Genomic DNA, 24224 nt, shown 5'->3' on the forward strand with positions numbered 1-24224 from the left:
TCGAGATGGGACCGCAAGCCGCACAGCTTCGCACGGAGCTGCGCGAGCTCGTCAAAACCCATGTGCCACCGGATTTTCTGGGCGCATTCACCGACGATCCAGCAGATCTCGAAGTGGCGCAGCGGTTCTGCCGGCTGCTCGCCGAGCGGGGCTTGCTGTGCCTGTCTTGGCCGGAAGAGTTCGGCGGCGGCGGCGCGTCGGTGTGGGAGCAGACTGTGGTGCGCGAGGAGATGTGGGCGCATCACGAACCCCGCGGCGCCCAGTACATGGGTGTGAACTGGGTCGGCCCGGCGATCATGCGGCACGGCACCCCCGAGCAGCAGGCCACGCATCTACCGCCGATCGCGCGCGGCGAAGTGATCTGGTGCCAAGGCTTTTCCGAACCGGAGGCCGGTTCCGACCTCGCGTCGCTGCGCACCACGGCACGCCGAGACGGTGACGGCTGGCGGGTCAGCGGCCAGAAGATCTGGACGTCCTACGCCACGATGGCGCAGTGGTGCTTTCTGCTCGCCCGGACGTCCCGAGGTGAAAAGAAGCAGCAGGGCCTGACGATCTTCCTGGTGCCGATGGACGATCCCGCGATACAGGTCAGGCCCATCCGCACCATGCTCGGCCCGCACCATCTCAACGAGGTGTTCTTCGACGAGCTGCGGGTGACCGAGGCCGACGTTCTAGGCCAGGTGGACGGCGGCTGGTCGATTGTGCATGACGTGCTGTCCTTCGAGCGGGTCGGTATCGCCCGCTACGCCCGCTGCGAACGGCTGCTGCAGGCAGCACCCGATGTGCTCGGCGACCGGTGGGAGACTCTGCCCGCTGAACTGCGGGGCCGGTGGGCACGCATGCTGATCCACTGCCGCCGGGCCCGATTGCTGGCCTACCGCGTGGTGTCGTTGCAGAGCGCCGAACAGGTTCAGCCCGTCGACACCGCGGGTTACCGGATCGCTGTCACACGATTGGACCAGGACAGCGCCGAGGTGCTCATGGAGATCATTGCGGCCGTGCCGCATGACGACGCCGACGCGCGCTATTTCCGCAGCGAAGTCGAGGACCACTGGCGGTATTCGCAAGCCGCCACCGTGGCATCGGGCAGCATCGAGATGCAGCGAATCCTGTTGGCGCGCAGCCTGTTGGCGGCGTCATGATCCTCGATTTGGGCGACGACGCCAAAGAGTACGGCCGGCAAGCACGTCGAGCGTTCGATGCCGCAGGCGGTGACCAGTTGGTGCAACAGGCGGAGGCCAAGCCCGAGACGCGCGAAGCGCTGGTCGCTCCGGTGCTCGCCGAGCTGGGGGCGTGGGAACTCGACCCGCGCACCGATCCCGACGGCTGCGAAGCGGCCGCGGCACTGTGCCGCAGCGCGGGCTACTGGGCGGTGCCGTATCCGGTCGCAGAACGACTGGCCAAACCGGCAGACCTCGACGTGGACGGGTTGATCGTGGTGGCCGACCACGATCCGGCCGCTGCCGTCGCCGGCCTTGGAAAGCGCTGGGCCACCACCAGTTTGGCCGGAAATCGCGGGCTGGTGAGTGGCGCACGGCCCACCGGTCAAGCGTTCGTCGCACAGCTCGAGCTGACATCTGTCGATGACGCGAGCCCCGGCGATGTCGTGCTCGCGCTGGTGCTGCCGTGCTGGACGCTGCTGGGAATGCTGGACCGGGCAATGGAACTGACTGTCGCACACGTGAAGATGCGCAAGCAGTTCGGCCAGCCGCTCGCGTCGTTTCAGGGGGTGCAGTTCCAGCTGACCGACGCCGAGGTCGAACGCAGCGGGCTCGAGATGCTCGCCAAGTACACGCTGTTCAGCGCCGGTCGGGGCCATGCCGACGCGCTCGACGACGCGCTTGCGCTGCGCGTTGCCGCAATCGAGGCGGCAGACGTGGTGTTCCGGGTTTGCCACCAGCTGCACGGCGCGGTCGGATTCTGCGACGAGACCACGCTGTCGTGGCTGTCGCGGTACAGCCAGCCGCTGCGCCGACTTCCCTTCGGGCTCTCCGCAACTCGCGACCTGCTGACCGGGCGGCTGGGCCGGCACGGGCTGACGGGCCTGTTCTCGTGAACCCCGGCCTCGACGACTTCCGCGCCGGCGTTCGCGCCTGGTGCCGCGACCACATACCCGCGGACTGGCGGCGCTCCCAGACAGAAGTCAGCGACCACGAATTCGTCAGCTTCCAGAAGTGGTGGTTTCAAGAGCTGCGCAGCGCCGGTTTCGCGGTGCCGCACTGGCCCAGCGAATGGGGCGGCGGGATGCCGGTGGACCAGCAGATCGTCCTGTACCAGGAGCTGGCGGCCCATGACGCCCCGCGGCTGGTGCTCGCGTTCGTCGGCATCCACCACGCCGCAGCCACCCTGCTCGCAGCGGGCACCGACGAGCAGCGGCGCCGGCACCTGCCGGCGATCCTCGACGGCGAGATCTGGGTGCAGGGCTTTTCCGAGCCGGAAGCCGGTTCGGATCTGGCGAGCCTGCGCACGTCCGCGCGCAAGGACGGCGACACCTACGTCGTCAACGGACAGAAACTCTGGGCGAGCGGCGGGATGCATGCCGACTGGTGCCTGCTGCTGGCCCGCACGGATCCCGATGCGCCGAAGCGGCACGGCATTTCGTACTTCCTGCTCGACATGTCCACATCCGGCATCGATGTGCGTCCCATCCGGCAGGCCACCGGAGAAGCCCATTTCTGCGAGATCTTTCTCAGCGACGTCGTGGTCCCGGCGACCAACCTGGTGGGCGCCGAGAACGCCGGCTGGCAGGTGGCCCAGGCGACGCTGGGCGCCGAACGCGGGCTCACGATGCTCGAATTGGCCGAGCGTCTCGGCCACGCCGGGTTCCGGTGGCTGGTCGAGGCGTGCAAGAAAGCGGAACTTCTCGACGACGGTCGGGTCGCCGATCACCTGGCGCAATTCGACACCGAGATCACCGGGCTGCGCGCGCTGTGCCGAGATCTCGTGAAGCGCACCGAGGCAGGTACTGCCGGGCCGGCCGACGCCTCGATGGTCAAGCTGTTCTACAGCGAACTGCTGCAACGGCTCACTGATTTCGGAGCCGAGGTGGGCGGCCTGGCCGCCCACACGCAGCTGGCCAAACCTTTGTCGAGCGGCTGGGAGTCGGGCAACTGGGTGCTCGACTTCATCGGCTCGTGGGAGTGGACGATTCCCGGCGGGGCGAGCGAGATCCAGCGCACCATCATCGCAGAACGCGGGTTGGGTTTACCGCGGGAACCGGCGGCGATCTGATGTCCTGGGTCCACGACGACGACGTCCGCGACGGGCTTCGCTCGGTGGCCAGAGAGCTGCTGGCGAAGAACCGCGAACCGGATTCGGCGCTGCTGGCACAGGCCGGCTGGCTGGGGCTCGAGGCGCCCGAGGACGCCGGGGGAGCGGGGGTCACCTTCTGCGAGGTGGCCGTCGTGGCCGAAGAACTCGGCCGAGCCGCGGCGCGCAGTGGCTATCTCGGCGGTGCCGTCCTGACCGTTGCCGCGCTGAAGTGGCTGCAGCCCAGCGGGTTTCGCGATGTTCTGCTCAAAGACGTGGTGTCGGGGGCAATCCGAAGTGCGGTCGTGCTCTCGAGCGATCACGAAAGCCTCGTCGGTGAACCGCCGTTCGAGATCACTCGAACCGCAGACGGCCTGACACTTCACGGCCGGTCGCTGTTCGCACCGGATGCCGCAGACGCCGAGCGGCTGCTGCTGCTCGCTCGCGACCCGGCTGGCGAGCCGGTGATCGTCGACATGCCTGGTGATGCACCCGGTCTCACGATCACCGCACAACCGGTCATCGACGAGACACGATGCCTCGCGGCGGTCACCGCGGCGAACGTCGCGGTGGCCGAGTCGACGCTCGCGCGGTTCGACGGTGACGCAGCAGCGCGGGTGCGCAGCTTGCACGAGCGCGCCGCGGTCGCCGTCGCGTGCGACAGCCTCGGCCTCGCCGAAGCGATGCTGGCGGCCACGGTGAATTACGCGGGGGTCCGCCACCAATTCGGCCGCCCGATCGGTTCGTTCCAGGCGGTCAAACACGCGTGCGCGGACATGGCAGTCCACACCACCGTGGCTCGCCGGCTCGTAGAAGCGGCCGCAGGAGCGGTGGCCGAAGAAGCGCCCGACGCGGGCATCGCCGCCTCGATGGCTAAGGCCTACACGTGCGCCGCCGCCGTCGACATCGTCGGTAAGGCAATGCAACTGCACGGCGGTATCGGCTACACGTGGGAGAGCGGAATCCACACTTACCTCAAACGTGTCGTGCTGAACCGGTCGTTGTTCGGCTCGCCCGCCGCCCACCGAAAACACCTCGCCCAGCGGTATCAATAACCAGGAGTATCGAAAATGGCTGTGCCGGTTTACCAGAGAATCCTCGACCTGTTCGAGGCCGAGGGCATCAACACGCTGTTCGGCATCCCCGACCCCAACTTCGTGCACATGTTCTCCGAGGCGGAGGCGCGCGGGTGGAAAGTGGTTGCGCCGCACCATGAAGAGAGTGCCGGCTTCATGGCCGAAGCCGTGTCGCGCATGACCGGCAAGCCTGGCCTCTGCATTGGCACGCTCGGTCCGGGCGTCGCGAACATCGCCGGCGCGATGATGTGCGCGAAGGTGGAGAACTCGCCGGTGATCTTCCTCGGCGGGCAGCGCGCCCGGATCACCGAACGGCGGGTGCGGCGCGGCCGCATCCAATTCGTCCGTCAGGAGGCGCTTTTCGCGCCGTCCGTCAAGTACAGTGCGTCGATCGAGTACGCCGACCAGACCGACGAGATCGTGCACGAGGCGATCCGCCGTGCCATGTCCGGCACACCGGGACCGGCCTATATCGAGTACCCCTCGCACGTGATCCTCGAAGAGCTCGACGTGGCAGACCCGTTGCCGCCCAGCGCGTATCGGCTGGTCGATCAGACGGCAGGCGCTCGTGAGGTCGCGCAGGCAGCGGAGCTGATCCGGCAGGCCAAGAGTCCGATCCTGCTCGTCGGACACGGCGTGCACACCTCGCGCACGGGCGCCGCCGTGAAGCGACTCGCCGATGTGATGGCATGCCCGGTCATCCAGACCTCCGGTGGCACGTCGTTCATTGCGGGCCTGGAGGACCGCACGTTTCCGTACGGGTTTTCCTCGGCCGCGGTCGAGGCCGTGGTCGGCTCGGATTTGTGCGTCGCGCTCGGCACCGAACTGGGCGAGCCTGTGCACTACGGCAAGACCCGGCACTGGGCAGACAACGACGCGCACCGCAAGTGGATCTACGTCGAGCAGGACCCGACGGCGATCGGCGTGAACCGGCCCATCGACGTGCCGCTGGTCGGCGACCTTCGCGGGGTGGTGCCACAACTCGTCGACGCGCTCCAAGACACCCCGCGCCAGCCGTCGGCCGATCTGGACCGCTGGATCAAACAGGATGCCGACCAGCTGGCGGAACTCGCCGAGGGCGCGCCCAGCGGCCGGTCGCCGGTACATCCCGCGCGTTTCGTCGTCGAAGCCACCAAAGCTTTCCCCGCCGACGGCATCATGGTGCGCGACGGCGGCGCCACCGTGATCTTCCAGTGGACCTATTCGCAGGCCAAGCCCCACGACGTGATCTGGAACCAGAACTTCGGCCATCTGGGCACCGGGCTGCCGTATGCGGTCGGCGCATCGGTGGCCGACGGCGGCAACCGGCCGGTCATGCTGCTCACCAGCGACTCGTCGTTCCTTTTCCACATCGCCGAACTGGAGACCGCCGCCCGCCTCAAGCTGCCACTGGTGTGCGTGGTGGGCGTCGACAACCAGTGGGGTCTGGAGGTCGGTGTCTACAAACGCACGTTCGCCCAGCCGTCGCCGCAGCCCGGCGTGCACTGGAGCAAAAACGTGCGCTTCGACAAAATCGCCGAGGGCCTGGACTGCCACGGCGAATACGTCGACAAGGAAGAGGAAATCGGCCCGGCCATCAAGCGGGCGTACGCGAGCGGGCGGACCGCGGTGGTGCACGTGTGTATCGACCCGAAGGCCAATTCGGAGGAAATGCCTAACTACGGGGAGTTCCGGACGTGGTATGCAGAAGGCACGCAATAGGCGAAGGGCGACAACGATGCGCGAATATCTGAAGTTCTACATCGACGGCCAGTGGGTGGACCCGGCCGAACCGAAAACTCTGGACGTCGACAACCCGACCACCGAAGAGGTGTCCGGCCGGATCGCGGTGGGATCGGCCGCCGACGTGGACCGGGCCGTGAAGGCGGCCCGCAAGGCGTTCGCCACCTGGTCGCAGAGCAGCCGCGAAGAGCGGCTGGACTTGCTGCAAGCCATCCTCGCCGAGTACCAGAAGCGTTCCGGTGACCTCGCCGACGCGGTCAACGAGGAGATCGGCGCCCCGCCCTCATTGGCATCGGGTCCGCAGGTCGCGCTCGGCATGGGACATTTGATGACGGCCATCGACGTGCTCAAGAACTTCCAATTCGAAGAACAGCACGGCTCGACGCTGGTGGTCAAAGAACCCGTCGGTGTGTGCGGCCTGATCACCCCGTGGAACTGGCCGATCAACCAGATCGCCTGCAAGGTGTACCCGGCGCTGGCGACCGGTTGCACGATGGTGCTCAAGCCGTCCGAGGTTGCGCCGTATTCGGCGCAGATCTTCACTGAGATCATGGACGCCGCAGGCGTGCCCGCGGGTGTCTACAACATGGTGTTCGGCGAGGGACCGACTGTGGGAGCGGCGATTTCGAGCCATCCCGACGTCGACATGGTGTCGTTCACCGGGTCCACCCGCGCCGGCATCGACGTCGCGAAGAACGCTGCGCCGACGGTCAAGCGGGTAACCCAAGAGCTCGGCGGCAAGAGCCCCAACATCGTGCTCGACGACGAAAGCTTCGAGGAAAGCGTCCGCAAAGGCGTGACCGCGATGATGCCCAACTCCGGGCAGAGCTGTAATGCGCCGTCGCGAATGCTGGTGCCGAATGCCCGCATGGACGAAGCCATTTCGATCGCCAAGCAGGTCGCCGAACAAATCAAGGTGGGCGATCCCGGCGAGAAGACCGCGATCGGCCCGGTCGCGTCGAGGGCTCAGTTCGATAAGATCCAGCGCTTGATCGAGAAGGGCATCGAAGAAGGGGCCACGGTGGTCGCCGGGGGACCGGGCCGCCCGGATGGACTCGACAAGGGCTACTACGTCAAACCGACGGTGTTCGCGAACGTGAGTAATGACATGACGATCGCCCGCGAGGAGATCTTCGGGCCGGTGCTGTGCATCATTGGCTACGACGACCTCGACCAGGCCGTGGAAATCGCCAACGACACGGATTACGGTCTGGCAGGGTATGTTTCGGGCGCCGACGTCGAGAAGGCCCGCGAGGTCGCGCGCAAGATTCGCGCCGGCAGCGTCGCGATCAACCACGCGTTCGACTTGAATTCCGCCTTCGGCGGCTACAAGCGCAGCGGGAACGGTCGCGAGTGGGGCGAGTTCGGCTTCCACGAATACCTAGAAATCAAGTCCACGATGGGTTACGCGCCGGAGAAGGCGGCCGGCTAGCGGGTCCGAGCACCAGTTCTGCCCAGGCACGGACAGATGCGCTTCGCGATCACGCACCCGATCATCAGCCACCCCTGCCGTCCGGAGTTGGTGTCCGGGCGCGGCGTCGGCGAACTTGCCGCCGCGGCCGAGGCCGCGGGTTTCCATGGTTACGGCTTCACCGATCATCCGGCGCCTACGCAGCGCTGGCTCGAGGCGGGCGGTCACGACGCACTTGACCCGTTCGTCGCGATGGGCTTCGCTGCCGCGCGCACCACGACCCTGCGGCTGATCCCCAACATCGTCGTGCTGCCGTACCGCAACCCGTTCCTGGTCGCCAAGGCCGGGGCCACGCTGGACCTACTGTCTGAGGGGCGGTTCACGCTTGCGGTGGGTGCGGGCTACCTCAAACGCGAATTCGCAGCGCTGGGAGTGACTTTCGACGAACGCAACGAGCTGTTCGACGAGGCGCTCGAAGTGATCAGGGCAATCTGGACCACGGACGACATCACCGTCGAGGGCAAGCATTTCACCGCACGCGGCATCACCGCACACCCGCGGCCGTGGACTACGCCGCATCCGCCGATCTGGATCGGCGGCAACACCGGCACCGCGCGCCAGCGAGTGGTCGACCACGGCGACGGCTGGTGCCCATTCGCCGCGCCGGCGGGGCTGGCCAGCACGGCCGGAACGTCGGCGATGGACACCATCGACCGGCTCGCGCAGGCCGTCGACGATCTGCGGCGCCGCTTCGACGCCGCCGGTAAGGACTGGTCGTCGATCGACATCAGCTTCACCAATTTCGCCGGGGGGAGCCCGGGGCAGGCAGGCTTCGACGCCGACGCCTACCTGTCCGGGCTCGAGAAGCTGGGGGCCATCGGCGTGACCTGGGTGCAGGTCGGGCTGCCCGGCGACGGGCTGACCCACGCGCTGGAGGCGATCGAAGTGTTCCGCGAGCAGGTGATCGAGAGAACCTGATGGCACTGAGCCGCGACGCGGTGTCGCTCGAGGGCCGAGTTGCGGTGGTGACCGGCGGCGGTGCAGGCATCGGCAGGGGCATTGCGGCGGGCTTCGCTGCGTTCGGCGCGCGCGTCGCGATCTGGGAGAAGGATCCGGACACGGCCGAGTCGGCAGCGGCCGAGGCCGGTGGGCTGGCGTGCGTCACCGACGTCCGCGACGCCGGGCAGGTGGACGCGGCGCTGGCCGCCACTCTCGAATCGCTCGGCGTCCCAACAATTCTGGTGAACAACGCAGGAGGAGTGTTCTGGTCCGGCCTGCTGGACACGTCGCCCGGCGGCTGGGACGCGTTGATCCGGTCGAACCTCAGCCATGTGCTGCTGTGCACACAGCGCGTGGCGCGGGCCATGGTAAACGCGCGCCTTGGCGGCAGCGTCGTCAACGTCACCTCGATCGAGGGATTCCGTGCCGCACCCGGTTACGCCGCGTATGCGGCCGCCAAGGCCGGCGTCGTCAACTTCACCAAGACGGCCGCGCTCGAACTCGCGCCGCACGGCATCCGGGTGAACGGGCTGGCTCCCGACGTCACCGTCACCGAGGGTATCGAGGCCATGGCCTCTCCGGGCTTTCGGGAGCGCACCAGCCTGATGGTCCCGATGGGCCGGCTTGGCCACGTCGACGAAGTAGCCGGCGCGGCAGTGTTTTTGGCGTCCGAGCTCAGCTCATATGTCACCGGTCAAACGGTTCATGTCGACGGCGGCACGGCTGCGGCCGGGGGCTGGTACCACCATCCCGACGACGGCCACTACGTGTTGGGCCGCGGCGAATGAGAACATGGTTTCCGCTTTTGGGTAATGCCATTGTACGATCACCGCATGCAGAAGGCGCTCGCTCCCGAGATCTCGACCTGGCCTGACGACAATCCGCAGCTCATCGGTAGCAAATGCGGCGCCTGCGCTGCCGCCACGTTCCCGCGCCAGGACCGTTGTCCGCGCTGCAGTGCCGCTGACATGTCGGAGTTGCTGCTGCCGCGCCGCGGCACGCTGATCGCGTGGACCACGCAGGGCTTTCCGCCCGGGCCGCCGTATGCGGGACCGACCGGGAAGGACTTCGTCCCGTTCGGGGTGGGGCTGGTGCAGCTCGACGACGTGATCCGGGTCGAGGGCCGGCTCACCGAGAACGACCCGGGCAAGCTGGAGTTCGGCATGGACGTCGAGCTGACCATGGTTCCGTTCACCACCGACGAGGAGGGCAACGAAGTGGTGACGTTCGCCTTCCGGCCGGTGAGTTAGAGGAGGTTTGCGATGAACGACGTGGCGATAATCGGCGTGGGCCTGCATCCATTCGGCCGTTTCGACAAGACCGCGATGCAGATGGGCGCCGAGGCGATCCAGGCCGCACTGGCCGACGCCGGGATGGACTGGAAAGACGTCCAGTTCGGCGTCGGCGGCAGCTATGAGGTGTCCAACCCGGACGCCGTGACTCGGCTCGTCGGCCTCACCGGAATCCCGTTCACCGACGTGTTCAACGCATGCGCCACCGCAGCCACCGCCACCCAGGTGTGCGCGGACACGATCCGGCTGGGCAAATACGACATCGGCATCGCGATCGGCATGGACAAGCATCCCCGCGGTGCGTTCACCGACGACCCGGCCAAGTTGGCATTGCCGCAGTGGTACGCGCAGAACGGACAGTTCGTCACCACCAAGTTCTTCGGCATGAAGGCCAACCGCTACATCCACGACCACGGCATCTCGCAGGTGACGCTGGCCAAAGTGGCCGCGAAGAACTTCCGCAACGGCGCGCTGAACCCGAATGCGTTCCGCCGCAAGCCAATTCCCGAGGAAGAGATCTTGAACTCCGCGGTGCTGAACTACCCGCTCACCCAGTACATGTTCTGCGCCCCCGACGAAGGCGCGGCCGCCGTGATCATGTGCCGCGCGGACATCGCTCACCGCTTCACCTCGAAGCCCGTGTACCTGCGGGCGGCGGAGATTCGCACGCGCCGCTATGGCGCCTACGAGGTGCATGCGACGTCGGCCCCGCTCGACGAGGACGTGTCGCCGACGGTGTACGCATCGAAGGCGGCGTTCGAGGCGGCCGGCGTGGCGCCCGACGACGTCGACGTGATCCAGCTGCAGGACACCGACGCCGGCGCTGAGGTGATCCACATGGCCGAGGCGGGCTTCTGCGCCGACGGCGACCAAGAGAAGCTGCTGGCCGACGGCGCCACCGAGATCGGCGGCCCGATGCCGGTCAACACCGACGGCGGGCTGATCGCCAACGGCGAGCCGATCGGCGCGTCGGGTCTGCGTCAGGTGCACGAGCTGGTGCGCCAGCTGCGCGGCGAGGCCGGCGACCGCCAGGTGCCCGGCGAGCCGCGGGTCGGATTCGCCCAGGTTTACGGCGCCCCCGGAACTGCCGCGGCCACTATCCTGACGCTCTAGCCTCGTTCGGCGAGCGTGCGTGTCTGATCAGCGACACGCCGCCCCAGACGTGCAAGCGTGCACGCTCGCGGCGGGTCGAAGGAGCGTCGCATGCCTGACATTCAATACGACTGTCCCGCCGGGCCCCTGCCTGGCTATCTCGCTGTGCCGTCAGGAGCGGGGCCGTGGCCGGGCGTGGTCGTCGTGCACGACGCGTTCGGCTTGACGGCCGACATCCGTCGCATCACCGACCGCTTCGCGGCCAACGGCTACCTGGCCCTGGCGCCGGCGCTGTACCGGCGCGGCGCGAAGCCCATGTGCGTGGTCCGCACGTTGAGGGCGATGCAGACCGGCAGCGGAACCGCCGTCGACGACTTGGTCGCGGCTCGAGAACACCTTGTCGCCGACGGTCGATGCACCGGCAAGGTAGGCGTGGTCGGCTTCTGCATGGGCGGTGGCTTTTGCCTGCTGCTGGCGCCGCGAGGCGGGTTCGACGCCGCCGCACCGAATTACGGTAACTGGCCCAAAGACGTTGAGGCGCTGCGGAAGTCGTGTCCGACGGTAGCGAGCTATGGCGCGAAGGACCGCCTGCTGCCGGGCGCGGCGGCCAAACTCGAGGCGCTGCTCGCCGACGTCCCGCACGACGTCAAGGAATACCCCGATGTGGGGCACAGCTTCATGAACGACTGGGGCACTCCGTCACTGCTTGAACCTGTCGAAAAGATTGCGGGCCTTGGCTATTCGGAGCCTCAATCCGAGGACGCCTGGCAGCGCATCCTCGCGTTCTTCGGAACCCACCTCGGCGCTGGGCGCAGTCACCACACGTGACGTTTGCCCTGCTCGCGGTACCACTCCAGTAGATCGGGGTTGTCAATCGCCCGTGGGTCGACGGCGACGTCGGTGCGCCCGGCCAGAATGCCGGTGATCGGCACCTCGAGCTTCTTGCCGGTACGCGTGTGCGGTATCGCCGGCGCCTCGATGATTTCCTCAGGCACATGTCGCGGCGACAGCTTCGCGCGAATCTCGTTGCGAATCTTGGCCTTCAGCTGGTCATCCAGCTGCTTGCCCGGTGCCATTGCGACGAACAGCGGCATCCAGTACTTGCCGTCTGGACCGTCGATGCCGACGACGAAGGCCTCACTGACCTCGTCGATCCCCTCGACCACCTCGTAGATGTCGGCGGAGCCCATTCGGATGCCGTGCCGATTCAGGGTCGCGTCGCTGCGGCCGTGGATCACCAGCGAGCCCCGCTCCGTCAGCGTCACCCAGTCGCCGTGCCGCCACACGCTCGGCGCCGGGCCGTCCTCCCACTCGTGATCGAAGTAGGCGGCACGGTACTTCGACCCGTCCGCGTCGTTCCAGAATCCGATCGGCATCGACGGCATCGGTTGTGTGATCACCAGTTCGCCAACCTCGTTGAGCAGGGGTTCGCGCCTGGGTGACCAACAATCCAGTGCCACACCGAGATAGCGGGCGGGCAGCTCGCCGGCTCGAACCGGCACACCGGGCGTGCCGCCGGCGAACGCGGTACACACATCGGTTCCGCCGCTGATCGATGACACCATGACCTGGTCCCCGACGTGGTTGCCGATCCACTCGAAAAGGTCGGCGGCTAACGGCGATCCGGTGCTGCCGACCGTGCGCAGCCGGCTCAGATCATGCGACGAGCCAGGATCCAGCCCGGCCTTGCGCGAGGCCAGCACATGCCCGGGGCTGGTGCCGAAGTATGTGACCCGTTCGTCGGCCACCAGCTGCCACAGCCGGTCGGCGTCGGGGCACAGCGGGTGACCGCTGTAGCACACCACGGTCGACCCGCATAGCAGCCCCGACAGCCGGAAGTTCCACATCATCCAGCTCAATGCGGTCTGCCAGAAGAACACGTCACCCGGACCTAGATCGGCATGCAGCCCAACAGCTTTCAGGTGCTCGAGCACGATCCCGCCGTGCCCGTGCACAATTCCCTTAGGCCGGCCGGTGGTGCCCGAGCTGAACAGCACCCACAGCGGATGGTCGAACGGAACCGCCGTCACATCAAGGGAAGACGGGGTGGCGACGAGGTCGCGGTATGCGTCGCCGCCGATGACCACCAACGCCGGGTTGTCGAGCAAGCCGAGCAACTCCGCAGTGTGCGCGGTCTTGTCGATCCACCGGCCGTTGAGCTGGTATCCGTCGGCGCTGAACAACACCTTCGGGCGCAGCTGCGAGAGCCGCGACGCCGCTCCCTCGGGGGCGTAGTCCTGCCCGCACGACGACCAGATGGCGCCCAGCGACGCCGTCGCCAAGAACGCGACCATCGCCTCGGCGACGTCGGGCAGATAGGCGGCGACGGTGTCGCCGCGGCCCACTCCGAGACGGCGCAGCTCGGCTGCCACCGCACCGACCTGCCCCGGCAGCTCAGACCAGCCGATCTCGGTGCGGGCGCCGGCCTCGTCAACGCCGACGATCGCCGGCCCGTCCTGGTGGGTGTACCGCAGAAGCTGCTCGACGTAGTTGAGCTCGACACCCGGAAACCATTGCGCCCCAGGCATCGACGTATCAGGCAGGATGCCGGCGTCGCCGTCGGCGGGCTCGGTTCCGCGGACGTCGAAGAACTCCCAGATCGCCCGCCAGAACCGCGCCAGGTGGTCGACCGACCACTGCCACAACTGCGCGTACTCGCCGGCCGGCGCGCCGTGGTGCTGCGCCGCGAAGTCCGCGAACTCGCGCCACCGCGGTCGTGTCATCGCTCGCTCAGCCTCACGATGTGCTGAGCGCGTCGCAGGATCGGCATGTCGACCATCTTGCCGTCCAACTGAAAGACGCCGCGGTTGTCGCGGGCCGCAGCCACCACGCGCCGCGCCCACTCGACCTGCTCCGGTTCCGGGGTGTAGGCGGCCCGGATCACCGGAACCTGGCTCGGATGGATCGCAACCTTCGCGTCGAACCCCACCGCGACCGCGTCGTCAGCCTCCGCCCTCAGCCCGTCGAGGTCCTTGATGTCCAGGTAGACCGAATCCAGCGCAAAACGCGAAAACGCTTTCGCCGCAAGCAATGACGCCGACCGCACATGGCGGGCGACGTCGCGCAGTGTGCCGTCGGCGGTGCGGTTCGCGGTGCCGCCCAATGCGGCGAACAAGTCCTCCGAACCCCACATCACGCCGACCGCGTTGTCCATCTGGACGCTGTCGGCGACCCGGACCGCCCCCAGCGGTGTCTCCACCAACACGATCACCTCGCGCGGTGCCAGCGCCGCAACCTGTTCGGGTGATTCGCATTTGGGCAGCATCACGGTGGTGTAGGAGGTGCGCGCCAGCGCCTCGAGGTCCGCGCAGTAATCGGACGTCCCGGCGGCGTTGACCCGCACGACGGTCTTGGCGGGGTCACAGGGGTTGTCCACCAACGCTTTTCGTGCGGCGTCACGGTCCGAGGCGGCAACGCCGTCCTCCAAGTCGAGGATGACGACGTCTGCTGCTGCGGCCGCTTTGGCGAACCGCTCCGGGCGATCCGCCGGACAAAACAGCCATGCGGGTCCGAGCTGCAGCGTCATGCGGGTTGCGTCCTGACCATGGTCTTGCGGGTCGCGGTGGCGACGATGTCGCCGTGCTGATTGCGGCCGACGTGGCTGAAGGTCACGATGCCCTCGCGGGGACGGCTGCGCGACAACCGCTTGTCGGTCACCACCGATTCTGCATACAGCGTGTCGCCGTGAAACAGCGGCTTGGGGAAGGCGATCTCACTGAAGCCGAGGTTGCCGACGATCGTGCCCTGGGTCAGCTGGGTCACCGACAGCCCGACGAGCGTTGACAGCGTGAACATCGAGTTGACCAGCCGCTGGTGAAACGGGGGTTGAGCTTCCGACCAGGCGGCATCCAGATGCAGCGCTTGGGTGTTCATGGTCAACGTCGTGAACAGCACGTTGTCGGCCTCGGTGATGGTCCGGCCCGGCCGGTGCAGATACCGCACGCCGAGTTCGAATTCCTCGTACCACAGGCCGCGCTGTTCGACCGTGCGTTCCGTCGCGTCTTGCGTCATAGCCAGATTCTCTGTGACCGCTAGCCGATGAACAGATCCGGGATGGGCTGCAGTCCGCCGCCGTAGCGGGACAGGTCGTAGCCGCCCGCCGCCACCAGCACGTCTTCGTCGATGAAGCAGTTCGCCGTGGTCTCCCGCGCGGGCCGCGACACGATCTCGGCAGCGGCGTCGCCCATGATCTCCGGGCTGCGAGACGCCTCCAGCAACTTCTGCCCGTCCGGCAGATTCGCCACCGCCGAGGTGCCGATGTAGGTCTGCGGCCACAGGCAGTTGAAAGCGATGCCGGCGTCGGCGAATTCGGCCGCCCAACCCAGTGAGAGCAACGTCATCCCGTACTTCGACAGCGTGTAAGCCGGGTGCGCGCCAAGCCAGCGCGGGTTCATGTTCAGCGGCGGCGAGATCGTCAGCACGTGCGGATTGACGGAGTCGCGCAAGTGGGGAACGCACGCCTGCGTCATCAAGAAGGTGCCCTTGATGTTGATGTCGGACATCAGGTCGAACTTCTTCACCGGCAGCGCTTCGGTGGGCTCGGTGGCGATCGCGCTGGCGTTGTTCACGCAGATGTCCACGCCGCCGAACGTCTCGACCGCGATGTCCACGGCGCGGCGCACGTCGTCGGCGTTGCGCACGTCGCCCACCACGGCCTTCGCCTTGCCGCCCGCGGCCTCGACCTCCGCCGCGGCAGTGTGCACGGTGCCCGGCAGCTTGGGGTGCGGCTGGTCGGTCTTGGCCAACAAGACGACGTTGGCTCCGTGGCGCGCGGCCGAGAGCCCGATGGCCAGGCCGATGCCGCGGCTGGCGCCGGAGATCACGAGGGTACGGTCGGCGAGCGCGTTCAACTGACGAGGCATCCGTCTCCTTCTGTCGCCGCGGGAATTCGCGCGCACAGCGGCACGCCACACGTCGTCGGCCCGTGTCGTTATCACGCAATGGTATTGGCATTCTCATTTTTTGCAAGTACGGTATTCATTGATGGAAGAGCAGGTACAGACCTCTTCGGGGATTCCTCTTAAGCCGGTGTACGGGCCGGCTGACCGGATCACCGAGCCGCCAGACCCCGGGGAATTTCCGTTCACGCGGGGCAACTTCTCGTCCGGTTACCGAGGCCGCCTCTGGACGTTTCGCCAGTACTCCGGCTTCGGCACCGCCGAGGAGTCCAATCGCCGGTACCGCTATCTGCTGGACCAGGGCGGTACGGGTTTGTCGGTGGCGCTGGACTTGCCGACGCAGTGCGGCTTCGACTCCGACGACCCAGAGGTGGCCGAAGAGGTCGGGCGGGTGGGGGTCGCCGTCGACACGCTCGCCGACGCCGAGATCTTGTTCGACCAGATTCCGCTCGACAAGATCAGCACCAGCTTCACGATCAACGGCACCGCGGCGATCCTGCTCGCTTTCTACGTCGCCGCCGCCGAACGCAAAGGTGTGCCGCGCGCCAAGCTCACCGGCACCATCCAGAACGACATCTTGAAGGAATACGCGTCTCGCGGCACGTGGATCTGGCCGCCGCAGCCGTCGCTGCGGCTGATCGCCGACACGATCGAGTTCTGTGCTGCCGAGGTGCCCAAGTTCAACGCGATCTCGGTGGCCGGTGCACACTTCCGCGACGCCGGCGCCACCGCGGTGCAGGAAATGGCGTTCACGCTCGCCGACGGGGTGACGTACTGCGACACCGTGGTCGAGCGCGGCCGGATGACCATCGACGAGTTCGCGCCGCAGATCTCGTTCTTCTTCTACACCCACGGCGACTTTTTCGAGGAGATCGCCAAGTACCGGGCGGGCCGCCGCCGCTGGGCGACGATCGTGCGCGAACGCTACGGCGCAAAGACCGACAAGGCGTCGATGTTCCGGTTCGGCTGCGTGTCCGGCGGGGCGTCTTTGTATGCGCCACAAGCGCGCAACAACCTCGTGCGGGTGGCCTACGAGGCGATGGCGTCGGTGCTCGGCGGTGTGCAGTCGATGTTCACCGCCGCCTGGGACGAGCCGTTTGCGCTGCCCAGCGAGGAGTCCGCGACGCTGGCGCTGCGCACTCAGCAGATCCTTGCCTACGAGACCGGCGTGACCCGGGTCGCCGACCCGCTCGGCGGCTCGTACTTCGTCGAGGCGCTCACCGACGCCACCGAGGAACGCATCGTCGAGATCATGGCGGATCTGGAAAGCCATGGCGGCATGGTCAGGGCCATCGAAGACGGCTATCTGCAGGGGTTGATCGCCGACGAGGCGTACCGGCTGCACCAGGACATCGAGTCGGGAAAGCGCCCGGTGGTGGGCGTCAACAAATTCGTCTCCGACGAGCCGCCGCCGGACGTGACGATGTACGAACTCGACGCGGAAGGGCGTGACCTGCAACTGAAACGCCTCAGCAAGGTGAAGGCCGAACGGGACGGCGCGGCCGCCGCCGACGCACTCGCCGCGCTGTCACGCGCAGCGGAGGGCACCGACAACCTGATGCATTACCTGATCGACTGCGCCAATGCGTATTGCACTGTGGGCGAAATGGTTTCGGCGTTGAAGAAGGTTTGGGGCGAATTCCAGCAACCGGTGGTGTTCTGATGCCGGCTCGTGTGCTGGTGGCAAAGCCGGGTCTCGACGGACACGATCGCGGCGCGAAGATCGTCGCGCGTACGCTGCGCGACGCCGGCTTCGAGGTGATCTACACCGGCATTCGGCAGCGCATCGAGGACATCGTGTCGATCGCCTTGCAGGAAGACGTCGCATTGGTGGGCCTTTCCATCCTGTCCGGCGCGCACGTCGCCTTGACCAGGCGGACCGTCGAGGCGTTGCGAGCCGCCGACGCCGCCGACATCCCGGTCGTGGTGGGCGGGACGATCCCGCAGGGCGATGTGGCGAAGCTTCTGGACGCCGGCGCTGCGGCGGTATTCCCGACGGGCACGCCGCTGGATGTGCTTGTACGCGAGGTGCGTTCACTGACCGGGCAGAAGGTGGCGGACTAGATGAGTTGGCGTTCGCCGAGCGTGAGCTCAGTGCGTATTTTCGGCCGATTTTTCGCAATGGGTTCACGTTCGGCGGGCAGCGCCGCGAGAAGTGAGGCGTGAAGTGAGACTGGGCGTGATGATCGGGGCCGAACGCGGCGACATGTCGCGCAAGGTCTCAAAACTCGTGTCAGATATCGAATGGGCGGAGTCGGCCGGATTGGACACCGCCTGGATGCCCCAGGTACCCAACGACTTCGACGCGTTGGCCATGGTGGCGCTGATGGCGGCACACACCTCACGCATCGAACTGGGCACCGCGGTGGTGCCGCTGCAAGCGCAGCACCCAATTGCCCTTGCGCGGCAAGCACTTTCGGTGCACGCGATCGCGGGGGGCCGCACGGTGCTCGGTGTCGGCCCCTCCCACCACTGGATCGTGCGCGACATGCTCGGCATTCCTTACGAGAAGCCGGCTGCCTACACGCGCGACTACCTCGAGGTGCTCAATGCAGCGCTGGCCGGCCCGGGCCCGGTGGACGTCGAGAACGACACGTTCACGGTGCACAACCCGACGGTGCTAGGCGCCGACCCGCCATTGCCGGTGCTGGTCGCGGCGCTGGGGCCGGTGATGCTGCAGATCGCGGGGGAACTCGCCGACGGGACCGTGTTGTGGATGGCCGACGAGAAGGCAATCGCTGACCACATCGCCCCCAAGATCACCAAGGCCGCGGCCGACGCGGGCCGCCCGGCACCGCGCATCGTCGCCGGCATCCCCGTGTGTTTGTGTGCGAACTCCGAGATCGACGCCGCTAAGGAGCGCGCGAATCGCATTCTGGCCGAGGCGGAGACGTCGCCCAACTACCAGAAGCTGCTGGAGCGTGGCGATGCCCGCGACGTCGGTGACCTGTGCGCCGCGGGGGACGAAGAGTCGATCCTGGCGCGGTTCAAGAGGTTCGCCGATGCGGGCGTGACGGATCTTTCTGTGCGGCTCTTGCCCATCGGCGAGAACCGTGACGAGCTGATCGCGTCCAAGCAGCGCACGCGCGAGGTCATCGCCGAGCTCGCTACGCAAGTCCGTCAATGATCCCAGGTCCACTCGCGGGTATCCGCATTCTCGAGGTCGGCACCATGCTCGCCGGACCGTACGCGACGATGATGCTGGCCGACCTCGGAGCCGAGGTCATCAAGATCGAACCGCCCGGCGGCGAGATTTCGCGGCAGGTCGGCGACAGCTACTTCGCCAGCCTCAACCGCAACAAGCGCAGCGTCGTGCTGGAGCTCAATACCGAAGCGGGACAACGGCAGTTGGGCGAGCTCGTCAAAGACGCGCACGCGCTGCTGGTCAACCTCAAGCCGTCGGCGATACGACGGCTGGGCCTCACGTATGACGCGCTCAAGCGGCACAACGAGAAGATCGTCTGCGTCGCGCTCACCGGATTCGGCCTGGACGGCGGCGACGAACCCGCCTTCGACTACGTCGTCCAAGCCGCCACCGGAATCGCCGCTCTCACCGGCGATCCCGACGGGCCGCCGACACTGCCGGGGTATTCCTCGGCCGACAACTCGACCGGCTTGACCGCCGCACTGGGCCTGCTCGCGCAGATCGTCTCGGGCCGGGGCGGCCAGGTGGACGTGTGCCTCCAAGACGTGATGCTGTCGCAGCTGAACTACCGCGCGTCGGCGTACCTCAACGACGGCGTGCAGCCGCGCCGATATCCGTTCGGCGCACACTCGTATTACGTTCCGGCGCAACTGTTTCCTACTGCCGACGGCTATCTGGCGCTCTTCGTCACCCATGACGCGTTCTGGAAACTCTTCGCGACCGAAGCCGGCATCTCCGGGTTCGAGACGATGGCCGAGCGGGTGTCACGACGTGACGACGTGCTCGCCGTGGTCACGCAGGCCCTGGCCCACGACACCGCGAAGGGATGGGAGGCCCGGCTGCGTCCGCTCGGCATTCCCGCCGCAGCGGTGCGCACACTGCCGGAAGCGTTGGACGCCGACCCCGGAATCATCGTCACCGCAGGCGAATTCAAGCTCGTCGGGTGTCCGGTCCGCATAGTCGGCTACATGCCGCAATACCGTCCGCCGCCGAACCTCGGCGAGCACAACGACGTGCTGTCTCACTCGTAGACGACGGTCACCGACGCGCTGTCGGGAACACCCTGGCAGGTCAGGATGTAGCCGTCGGCGATCTCGTCCTCCTCCAGCACGTCGTTGTTGCGCATGGTCGCCTGTCCCTCGGTGAGCTTGGCAATGCAGGTGCCGCAATTTCCCGCTTCGCACGAGAACGGCGGCGCCAGCCCACCGCGGCGCGCGCTTTCCAGCAGCGTCTCGCCGGCGATCCGCGGCACAGTCACCTTTTTGCGGTCCAGGTGAATGGTCACGGTGCCGCCCGTCTTCGCCGATGACTCCGCGGGGGGAGGGGTGGCGACCTTCGGTTCGATTTCAAAGTCCTCGACGAACACCCGTCCCGGCCCGGACAGCGCCGACTTCACGACGTTCATGAAGCCCTCCGGGCCACACACGTAGCAGTCGGCGTCGACATCTGGGCCGACGAACATGCGCACCGTCGCCGCGTCGAGCAAGCCGCGTTCGGCGTCGATGTGGCGCACCACCTCGAGGCGGTCGGGGTAGCGGTCCACCAGTTCGGCCATCACGCCGTCGAAGATCACCGACTGCCGGTCCCGGTCCGCGCACAGCAGCCGCACCTTGCGCTTCGTCGTGGCCAACGCGCTCTTCGTCAGCGACAAGATCGGCGTCACCCCGCTGCCCCCCGCGAACCCCAGCAGCGGCGCCGCGCTGGAGTCCAGGCAGAACGTGCCCGCGGGCCGGGTGAGCACGACCTCGTCGCCCTCGGCGAGGTTGTCGAGCATCCAGTTCGAGACCTTGCCGGTGGGCACCCGTTTGATCGTGGTGGCCAGGTCGGCGTCGGTCTCGGGTGCGCTCGACATCGAATACGAGCGGTACAGCTCTTCGCCGTCGACGGTGACGCGGAAGGTGCAGTACTGGCCGGCCCGATAGGTGAACGGCTCGTTGGGGACCAGCACGAAGGTGCTCGCGTCAGGCGTTTCCTTGATGATCCGTGCCACGGTGGCTCGGTGGAACACGTGGGTGATCGCCATGCCACCTCCCTTTGGTATTAAGATTCTATCAATAAGAGAATCAGGTTCTCAATCACGCTAGGATCCTCTTGATGCCCTCACGCAGCCTCGCCGCGCTCGCGTTCGGGGAGTGGCAGTACAGCCGCGCCGAGCTCGACGCGTGTGCCGACGGGCTGGCCGGCGCGCTGCGTCACCGCGGTGTGCGCAGCGGCCAGCGGGTTGCGCTCATGTCGTCGAACCGGCCCGAGTTCGTCGCGGCGGTGCTGGCCATCTGGCGGCTGGGCGCCGCGGTGGTGCTGCTCAGTCCGGCGTGGAAGGCCGGCGACGTCGAGCACGCTCTGGCGGTCACCGAGCCCGGCTACGCTGTCGGCGACCACCCTGTGCTGGCCGGCCTTATGCCGATGCTGCATCTCGACGAGCCCAGGAGCGCGCAGGGGGGGCCATTCCCAGCGCCGAGCCCGGACACCGACGCGCTCCTGGTGTTCAGTTCGGGAACCACGGGCATGCCCAAAGCCGTTCGGCACACCCATCGATCGTTCAACGCTGCGGTCCGGCACTGGCGCGACGCGCTGCAGATGACGTCCGACGACCGGATGCAGGTGGTCACGCCGGCATCGCACATCCTCGGCCTGCTGAACATCATGACGGCTCTTGACACCGGTGCGTGGGTTCGGCTGCATCAGCGCTTCGACATCGACCTGATGCTGCGTCACATCGAGGCGGACCGCATCTCCATCGAAATGGCCGTCGCGCCAATTGCATTGGCGCTCGCCGCTCACCCAGGGCTGGAACACGTCGATCTGTCGTCGCTGCGCTACATCATGTGGTGTGCCACCCCGGTGACGCCGAGTGTCGCCGAGACCGTCACCCGCCGGACACGCGCGCGGTGGCTGACTGCTTACGGCACAACCGAATTGCCGGTGATCGCCTGTAACCCGCTCGACGATGTCCGGCTCGACACCGTGGGCCGTCCGGTTCCGGGTGTCGACGTCCGTATCGGTGAACACGGTGAGATCCAAGCCCGCTCGGAATCGCTGATGGCCGGGTACCTTCCCGACGAAGCCACCGCCGGCGCGTTCCGCGACGGATGGTACTGCACCGGCGACGTGGGATCCCTCGACGACGACGGCTACCTGCGGATCACCGACCGCTCCAAGGAGATGATCAAAGTCCGCGGATTCCAGGTCGCTCCGGCGGAGATCGAGAAGGTCCTGCATGGCCACCCCGCCGTCCACGACTGCGCGGTGTTCGGCGTGCCCGATCCGGTGAACGGTGAAGCCATCGTGGCAGCGGTCGCCGCTCACAGCCCGGTCACCGCCGAGGAGCTCACCGCAGTCGTGGGTGAGCGGCTGGCGTCCTACAAGCAGCCCGCCGCCGTGGTGTTCGTACCGGAGATTCCGCGACTACCCTCTGGCAAGGTGCTGCGCCGAGTTCTGAAGGAGAGCTATGGATGTCCGTCTGAACAGTGAACAGCGCCAATTGCGCGACGCTGCAGCCAAATTGGCCGATGATCTGGGGCCCGGTTCGGTCGCCGAGCTGGCCGACGAGGGCCGGGTCGCGCGTCTGGAAAAGGTAGTAGACGCCACCGGGTGGCGCTCGCTGCGCTCCGACGGCGCATCCGGTGTCGAAGTGGCCATCGTGGCCGAGGAGTTCGGACGCGGCCTGGTCGATGTCCCATTCGTCGGGCCGGTGCTGGCGGACGAGCTGCGCCGGATGGGAGTGACCGTAGACGGCGGTGACGACGAACAGCCTGTCGCCTCAGCCGATCTCACCCAGGCGATGGCCGGGACCCCGGGACCGCAGGCGATCGGACGCCTTGCCGGGGAAGAGCGCGAACGCTTCACGGCACTGGCGATTGCCGCCACCACGGCCGACATCCTCGGCACGGCTAGGGGTGCGCACGCGCTGGCCACCGACTACGCGAAAGTGCGTGAGCAGTACGGCAAGCCGATCGGCTCGTATCAGGCCGTCGCGCACATGCTCGCCGAAGGGCTTGCGCTGGTCGAAGGCTCGATCAGCGTGCTGCGCCACGCGGCCTGGGCCGTCGACGAACTCGAGCCCGCCGAAGCGGTGCGGGCCGCGTCGATCGCAAAGGTGTACTGCGCGCGGGCCGCGCGGACGGTGTGTGAGACCGCGATTCAAGTGCACGGGGGCATCGGAAACACCTGGGAATGCCTGGCGCATGTCTACTTGCGCCGCGCCCTGACGTCGACAGAACTGTTCCCAGTGAGACTGAAGGAGATCGATCTTGGACTTTCGTGATTCGCCGGAGGAGGCCGCGTTCCGCGAGCGCCTCAGGGCATGGCTGAGCGATAAGGCCGGAGCGTTTGCGGCATCAGGTGACGACTACTGGGCGCGCCAAGGTGAGTGGCATCAGGCGCTGTACTCGGCGGGCTTCTTCGGATTGTCGTGGCCGAAGAAGTTCGGTGGACACGAACTGCCACCGGTCTACGACGTCATCGTCGACGAAGAGTTGGCGCGCGCGGGCGCGCCGCCGCGGCCCAGCCTCGGGTACCTCGTCGTCGGCCTCGGCGAACATGGCAGTGAAGAACTTCAGCAGCGGTTCCTGCCCGGCATGATCAACGGCACCGAGCGCTGGTGCCAAGGCTTTTCGGAGCCCGGGGCCGGCTCGGACCTCGCCTCGCTGCGCACCAAGGCGACTCGCGATGGCGACAACTACGTCATCGACGGCCACAAGATCTGGACCAGCTACTCCGATGTCGCCGACTGGTGCCTGCTTCTTGCGCGCACGGATCCCGACGCACCGCGGCACAAGGGGATTTCGGCGTTCATCATCTCCATGCACCAACCCGGCATCACGCAGCGGCCGCTGAAGATGATCAACGGCGTCACCACGGAATTCGGTCAGGTCGAGTTCGCCGGCGCGGTCGTTCCCGCCGACCAGATGGTCGGTGCACCGGGGCACGGCTGGGCGCTGGCGATGACAGTAGTCAGCCACGAGCGTGAGCCGTCGACGCTCGGCTACTCGGCGCGCTACGGCAAGCTGGTTCGGCAGATGGCCAAGCGGATCGACGGTGAGATACCCGACGAATTGGTATGGGCCGCAGTGGAATCGGAGATGCTGCGGCTGCACGTGCGCCGCCGGCTGTCGGAGCAGCTCGACGGGCTCACTCATGGTCCCAGCGGCTCGCTGGACAAACTGCTGATGACCTGGACCGAGCAGTCGGTCGGCCATGCCGCGCTCGCGGTGGGCGGGACCGAAGACCCCGAACTGCTGTCGGCCTATCTCTACAGCCGGGCCCAAAGCGTGATGGGCGGCACGTCGCAGATCCAGAAGAACATCATCGCCTCGCGCATCCTCGGGTTAGGAGTCTGAC

23 protein-coding genes are annotated in these 24224 nt (G+C 67.0%); 18 read left to right on the forward strand and 5 right to left on the reverse strand.

From position 1 onward, the window contains the following. Positions 1-5 precede the first annotated feature (5 nt). From AC5Y4N_RS13415 to AC5Y4N_RS13465, 11 genes are all read left to right on the forward strand, one after another. Complete coding sequence (locus AC5Y4N_RS13415; protein WP_499909338.1) at positions 6-1142, forward strand: acyl-CoA dehydrogenase family protein; 1137 nt, start codon at positions 6-8, stop codon at positions 1140-1142. Next, positions 1139-2056, forward strand: a complete 918-nt coding sequence (locus tag AC5Y4N_RS13420; RefSeq protein ID WP_499909193.1) for an acyl-CoA dehydrogenase family protein — start codon at positions 1139-1141, stop codon at positions 2054-2056. The genes AC5Y4N_RS13415 and AC5Y4N_RS13420 overlap by 4 nt, the downstream gene beginning before the upstream one ends. Then, entirely contained in the window at positions 2053-3231 is a 1179-nt protein-coding gene (locus tag AC5Y4N_RS13425) for an acyl-CoA dehydrogenase family protein (RefSeq protein WP_499909191.1), read from the forward strand. The genes AC5Y4N_RS13420 and AC5Y4N_RS13425 overlap by 4 nt, the downstream gene beginning before the upstream one ends. Further along, positions 3231-4304, forward strand: a complete 1074-nt coding sequence (locus AC5Y4N_RS13430; RefSeq protein ID WP_499909189.1) for an acyl-CoA dehydrogenase family protein — start codon at positions 3231-3233, stop codon at positions 4302-4304. The genes AC5Y4N_RS13425 and AC5Y4N_RS13430 overlap by 1 nt, the downstream gene beginning before the upstream one ends. Before the next feature lie 15 nt (positions 4305-4319). Then, positions 4320-6026 (forward strand): thiamine pyrophosphate-binding protein, encoded by a 1707-nt coding sequence (locus AC5Y4N_RS13435; RefSeq protein WP_499909187.1) that lies wholly within the window; start codon positions 4320-4322, stop codon positions 6024-6026. Between the two features lie 16 nt (positions 6027-6042). Next, on the forward strand, positions 6043-7479 hold the full coding sequence (locus AC5Y4N_RS13440) for an aldehyde dehydrogenase family protein (protein ID WP_499909185.1): 1437 nt from the start codon (positions 6043-6045) through the stop codon (positions 7477-7479). 36 nt (positions 7480-7515) lie between these two features. After that, positions 7516-8436, forward strand: coding sequence for an LLM class F420-dependent oxidoreductase (locus AC5Y4N_RS13445; RefSeq protein ID WP_499909183.1), 921 nt, complete (start codon positions 7516-7518; stop codon positions 8434-8436). Beyond that, positions 8436-9245, forward strand: a complete 810-nt coding sequence (locus tag AC5Y4N_RS13450) for an SDR family NAD(P)-dependent oxidoreductase (RefSeq protein ID WP_499909181.1) — start codon at positions 8436-8438, stop codon at positions 9243-9245. The genes AC5Y4N_RS13445 and AC5Y4N_RS13450 overlap by 1 nt, the downstream gene beginning before the upstream one ends. 45 nt (positions 9246-9290) lie before the next feature. Continuing rightward, complete coding sequence (locus AC5Y4N_RS13455; RefSeq protein ID WP_499909179.1) at positions 9291-9707, forward strand: Zn-ribbon domain-containing OB-fold protein; 417 nt, start codon at positions 9291-9293, stop codon at positions 9705-9707. Between the two features lie 12 nt (positions 9708-9719). Continuing rightward, positions 9720-10862 (forward strand): thiolase family protein, encoded by a 1143-nt coding sequence (locus tag AC5Y4N_RS13460; protein ID WP_499909177.1) that lies wholly within the window; start codon positions 9720-9722, stop codon positions 10860-10862. Between the two features lie 90 nt (positions 10863-10952). Further along, the gene (locus AC5Y4N_RS13465) at positions 10953-11669 is read left to right on the forward strand and encodes a dienelactone hydrolase family protein (protein ID WP_499909175.1); all 717 of its coding nucleotides are present in this window, start codon (positions 10953-10955) and stop codon (positions 11667-11669) included. Here AC5Y4N_RS13465 and AC5Y4N_RS13470 read toward each other — a convergent pair. The 4 genes from AC5Y4N_RS13470 to AC5Y4N_RS13485 are packed head-to-tail and all read right to left on the reverse strand — an operon-like array spanning position 11657 to position 15703. Further along, a complete protein-coding gene (locus AC5Y4N_RS13470; RefSeq protein WP_499909173.1) occupies positions 11657-13564 on the reverse strand; it encodes an acetoacetate--CoA ligase in 1908 nt (635 codons plus the stop codon). The two genes, AC5Y4N_RS13465 and AC5Y4N_RS13470, sit on opposite strands and share 13 nt — an antisense overlap. Next, on the reverse strand, positions 13561-14367 hold the full coding sequence (locus AC5Y4N_RS13475) for an HpcH/HpaI aldolase/citrate lyase family protein (protein WP_499909171.1): 807 nt from the start codon (positions 14365-14367) through the stop codon (positions 13561-13563). The genes AC5Y4N_RS13470 and AC5Y4N_RS13475 overlap by 4 nt, the downstream gene beginning before the upstream one ends. Next, positions 14364-14852 carry a MaoC family dehydratase gene (locus AC5Y4N_RS13480; protein ID WP_499909169.1) on the reverse strand — a complete coding sequence of 163 codons (489 nt, stop codon included), beginning with the start codon at positions 14850-14852 and terminating at the stop codon, positions 14364-14366. Before AC5Y4N_RS13480 ends, AC5Y4N_RS13475 begins: the two co-directional genes overlap by 4 nt. A 20-nt stretch (positions 14853-14872) precedes the next feature. Next, a complete protein-coding gene (locus tag AC5Y4N_RS13485; protein WP_499909167.1) occupies positions 14873-15703 on the reverse strand; it encodes an SDR family oxidoreductase in 831 nt (276 codons plus the stop codon). A gap of 121 nt (positions 15704-15824) precedes the next feature. Between AC5Y4N_RS13485 and AC5Y4N_RS13490 the strand changes: the two genes are divergently transcribed. The 4 genes from AC5Y4N_RS13490 (at position 15825) to AC5Y4N_RS13505 (ending at position 19915) form a co-directional block, all read left to right on the forward strand. Continuing rightward, positions 15825-17402, forward strand: coding sequence for a methylmalonyl-CoA mutase family protein (locus AC5Y4N_RS13490; protein WP_499909165.1), 1578 nt, complete (start codon positions 15825-15827; stop codon positions 17400-17402). Next, positions 17402-17803 (forward strand): cobalamin B12-binding domain-containing protein, encoded by a 402-nt coding sequence (locus AC5Y4N_RS13495; protein ID WP_499909163.1) that lies wholly within the window; start codon positions 17402-17404, stop codon positions 17801-17803. The genes AC5Y4N_RS13490 and AC5Y4N_RS13495 overlap by 1 nt, the downstream gene beginning before the upstream one ends. A 103-nt stretch (positions 17804-17906) precedes the next feature. Next, positions 17907-18866 carry an LLM class F420-dependent oxidoreductase gene (locus AC5Y4N_RS13500; protein ID WP_499909161.1) on the forward strand — a complete coding sequence of 320 codons (960 nt, stop codon included), beginning with the start codon at positions 17907-17909 and terminating at the stop codon, positions 18864-18866. Beyond that, complete coding sequence (locus AC5Y4N_RS13505; protein WP_499909159.1) at positions 18863-19915, forward strand: CaiB/BaiF CoA transferase family protein; 1053 nt, start codon at positions 18863-18865, stop codon at positions 19913-19915. Before AC5Y4N_RS13500 ends, AC5Y4N_RS13505 begins: the two co-directional genes overlap by 4 nt. Here AC5Y4N_RS13505 and AC5Y4N_RS13510 read toward each other — a convergent pair. Then, complete coding sequence (locus AC5Y4N_RS13510; protein WP_499909157.1) at positions 19906-20907, reverse strand: 2Fe-2S iron-sulfur cluster-binding protein; 1002 nt, start codon at positions 20905-20907, stop codon at positions 19906-19908. The two genes, AC5Y4N_RS13505 and AC5Y4N_RS13510, sit on opposite strands and share 10 nt — an antisense overlap. A gap of 71 nt (positions 20908-20978) precedes the next feature. Between AC5Y4N_RS13510 and AC5Y4N_RS13515 the strand changes: the two genes are divergently transcribed. Genes AC5Y4N_RS13515 through AC5Y4N_RS13525 form a run of 3 tightly spaced genes read left to right on the forward strand, consistent with a single transcriptional unit; the run spans position 20979 to position 24223 of the window. After that, on the forward strand, positions 20979-22355 hold the full coding sequence (locus AC5Y4N_RS13515) for a class I adenylate-forming enzyme family protein (RefSeq protein ID WP_499909155.1): 1377 nt from the start codon (positions 20979-20981) through the stop codon (positions 22353-22355). Continuing rightward, a complete protein-coding gene (locus tag AC5Y4N_RS13520) occupies positions 22333-23148 on the forward strand; it encodes an acyl-CoA dehydrogenase family protein (protein WP_499909153.1) in 816 nt (271 codons plus the stop codon). The genes AC5Y4N_RS13515 and AC5Y4N_RS13520 overlap by 23 nt, the downstream gene beginning before the upstream one ends. Further along, positions 23135-24223: an acyl-CoA dehydrogenase family protein gene (locus AC5Y4N_RS13525; RefSeq protein ID WP_499909151.1), complete on the forward strand. Its 1089-nt coding sequence runs from the start codon at positions 23135-23137 to the stop codon at positions 24221-24223. The genes AC5Y4N_RS13520 and AC5Y4N_RS13525 overlap by 14 nt, the downstream gene beginning before the upstream one ends. The last annotated feature ends 1 nt before the right edge of the window (position 24224 follow it).

The organism is Mycobacterium sp. NGS19 (assembly GCF_059813155.1).

Coding starts and splice junctions, on each gene's coding strand:
- AC5Y4N_RS13420 (WP_499909193.1), top strand. CDS start 1,139: ATGATCCTCGATTTGGGCGACGACGCCAAAGAGTACGGCCGGCAAGCA.
- AC5Y4N_RS13465 (WP_499909175.1), top strand. CDS start 10,953: ATGCCTGACATTCAATACGACTGTCCCGCCGGGCCCCTGCCTGGCTAT.
- AC5Y4N_RS13475 (WP_499909171.1), bottom strand. CDS start 14,367: ATGACGCTGCAGCTCGGACCCGCATGGCTGTTTTGTCCGGCGGATCGC.
- AC5Y4N_RS13460 (WP_499909177.1), top strand. CDS start 9,720: ATGAACGACGTGGCGATAATCGGCGTGGGCCTGCATCCATTCGGCCGT.
- AC5Y4N_RS13435 (WP_499909187.1), top strand. CDS start 4,320: ATGGCTGTGCCGGTTTACCAGAGAATCCTCGACCTGTTCGAGGCCGAG.
- AC5Y4N_RS13515 (WP_499909155.1), top strand. CDS start 20,979: ATGCCCTCACGCAGCCTCGCCGCGCTCGCGTTCGGGGAGTGGCAGTAC.
- AC5Y4N_RS13485 (WP_499909167.1), bottom strand. CDS start 15,703: ATGCCTCGTCAGTTGAACGCGCTCGCCGACCGTACCCTCGTGATCTCC.
- AC5Y4N_RS13480 (WP_499909169.1), bottom strand. CDS start 14,852: ATGACGCAAGACGCGACGGAACGCACGGTCGAACAGCGCGGCCTGTGG.
- AC5Y4N_RS13495 (WP_499909163.1), top strand. CDS start 17,402: ATGCCGGCTCGTGTGCTGGTGGCAAAGCCGGGTCTCGACGGACACGAT.
- AC5Y4N_RS13440 (WP_499909185.1), top strand. CDS start 6,043: ATGCGCGAATATCTGAAGTTCTACATCGACGGCCAGTGGGTGGACCCG.
- AC5Y4N_RS13470 (WP_499909173.1), bottom strand. CDS start 13,564: ATGACACGACCGCGGTGGCGCGAGTTCGCGGACTTCGCGGCGCAGCAC.
- AC5Y4N_RS13505 (WP_499909159.1), top strand. CDS start 18,863: ATGATCCCAGGTCCACTCGCGGGTATCCGCATTCTCGAGGTCGGCACC.
- AC5Y4N_RS13445 (WP_499909183.1), top strand. CDS start 7,516: ATGCGCTTCGCGATCACGCACCCGATCATCAGCCACCCCTGCCGTCCG.
- AC5Y4N_RS13490 (WP_499909165.1), top strand. CDS start 15,825: ATGGAAGAGCAGGTACAGACCTCTTCGGGGATTCCTCTTAAGCCGGTG.
- AC5Y4N_RS13430 (WP_499909189.1), top strand. CDS start 3,231: ATGTCCTGGGTCCACGACGACGACGTCCGCGACGGGCTTCGCTCGGTG.
- AC5Y4N_RS13455 (WP_499909179.1), top strand. CDS start 9,291: ATGCAGAAGGCGCTCGCTCCCGAGATCTCGACCTGGCCTGACGACAAT.
- AC5Y4N_RS13415 (WP_499909338.1), top strand. CDS start 6: ATGGGACCGCAAGCCGCACAGCTTCGCACGGAGCTGCGCGAGCTCGTC.
- AC5Y4N_RS13520 (WP_499909153.1), top strand. CDS start 22,333: ATGGATGTCCGTCTGAACAGTGAACAGCGCCAATTGCGCGACGCTGCA.
- AC5Y4N_RS13450 (WP_499909181.1), top strand. CDS start 8,436: ATGGCACTGAGCCGCGACGCGGTGTCGCTCGAGGGCCGAGTTGCGGTG.
- AC5Y4N_RS13510 (WP_499909157.1), bottom strand. CDS start 20,907: ATGGCGATCACCCACGTGTTCCACCGAGCCACCGTGGCACGGATCATC.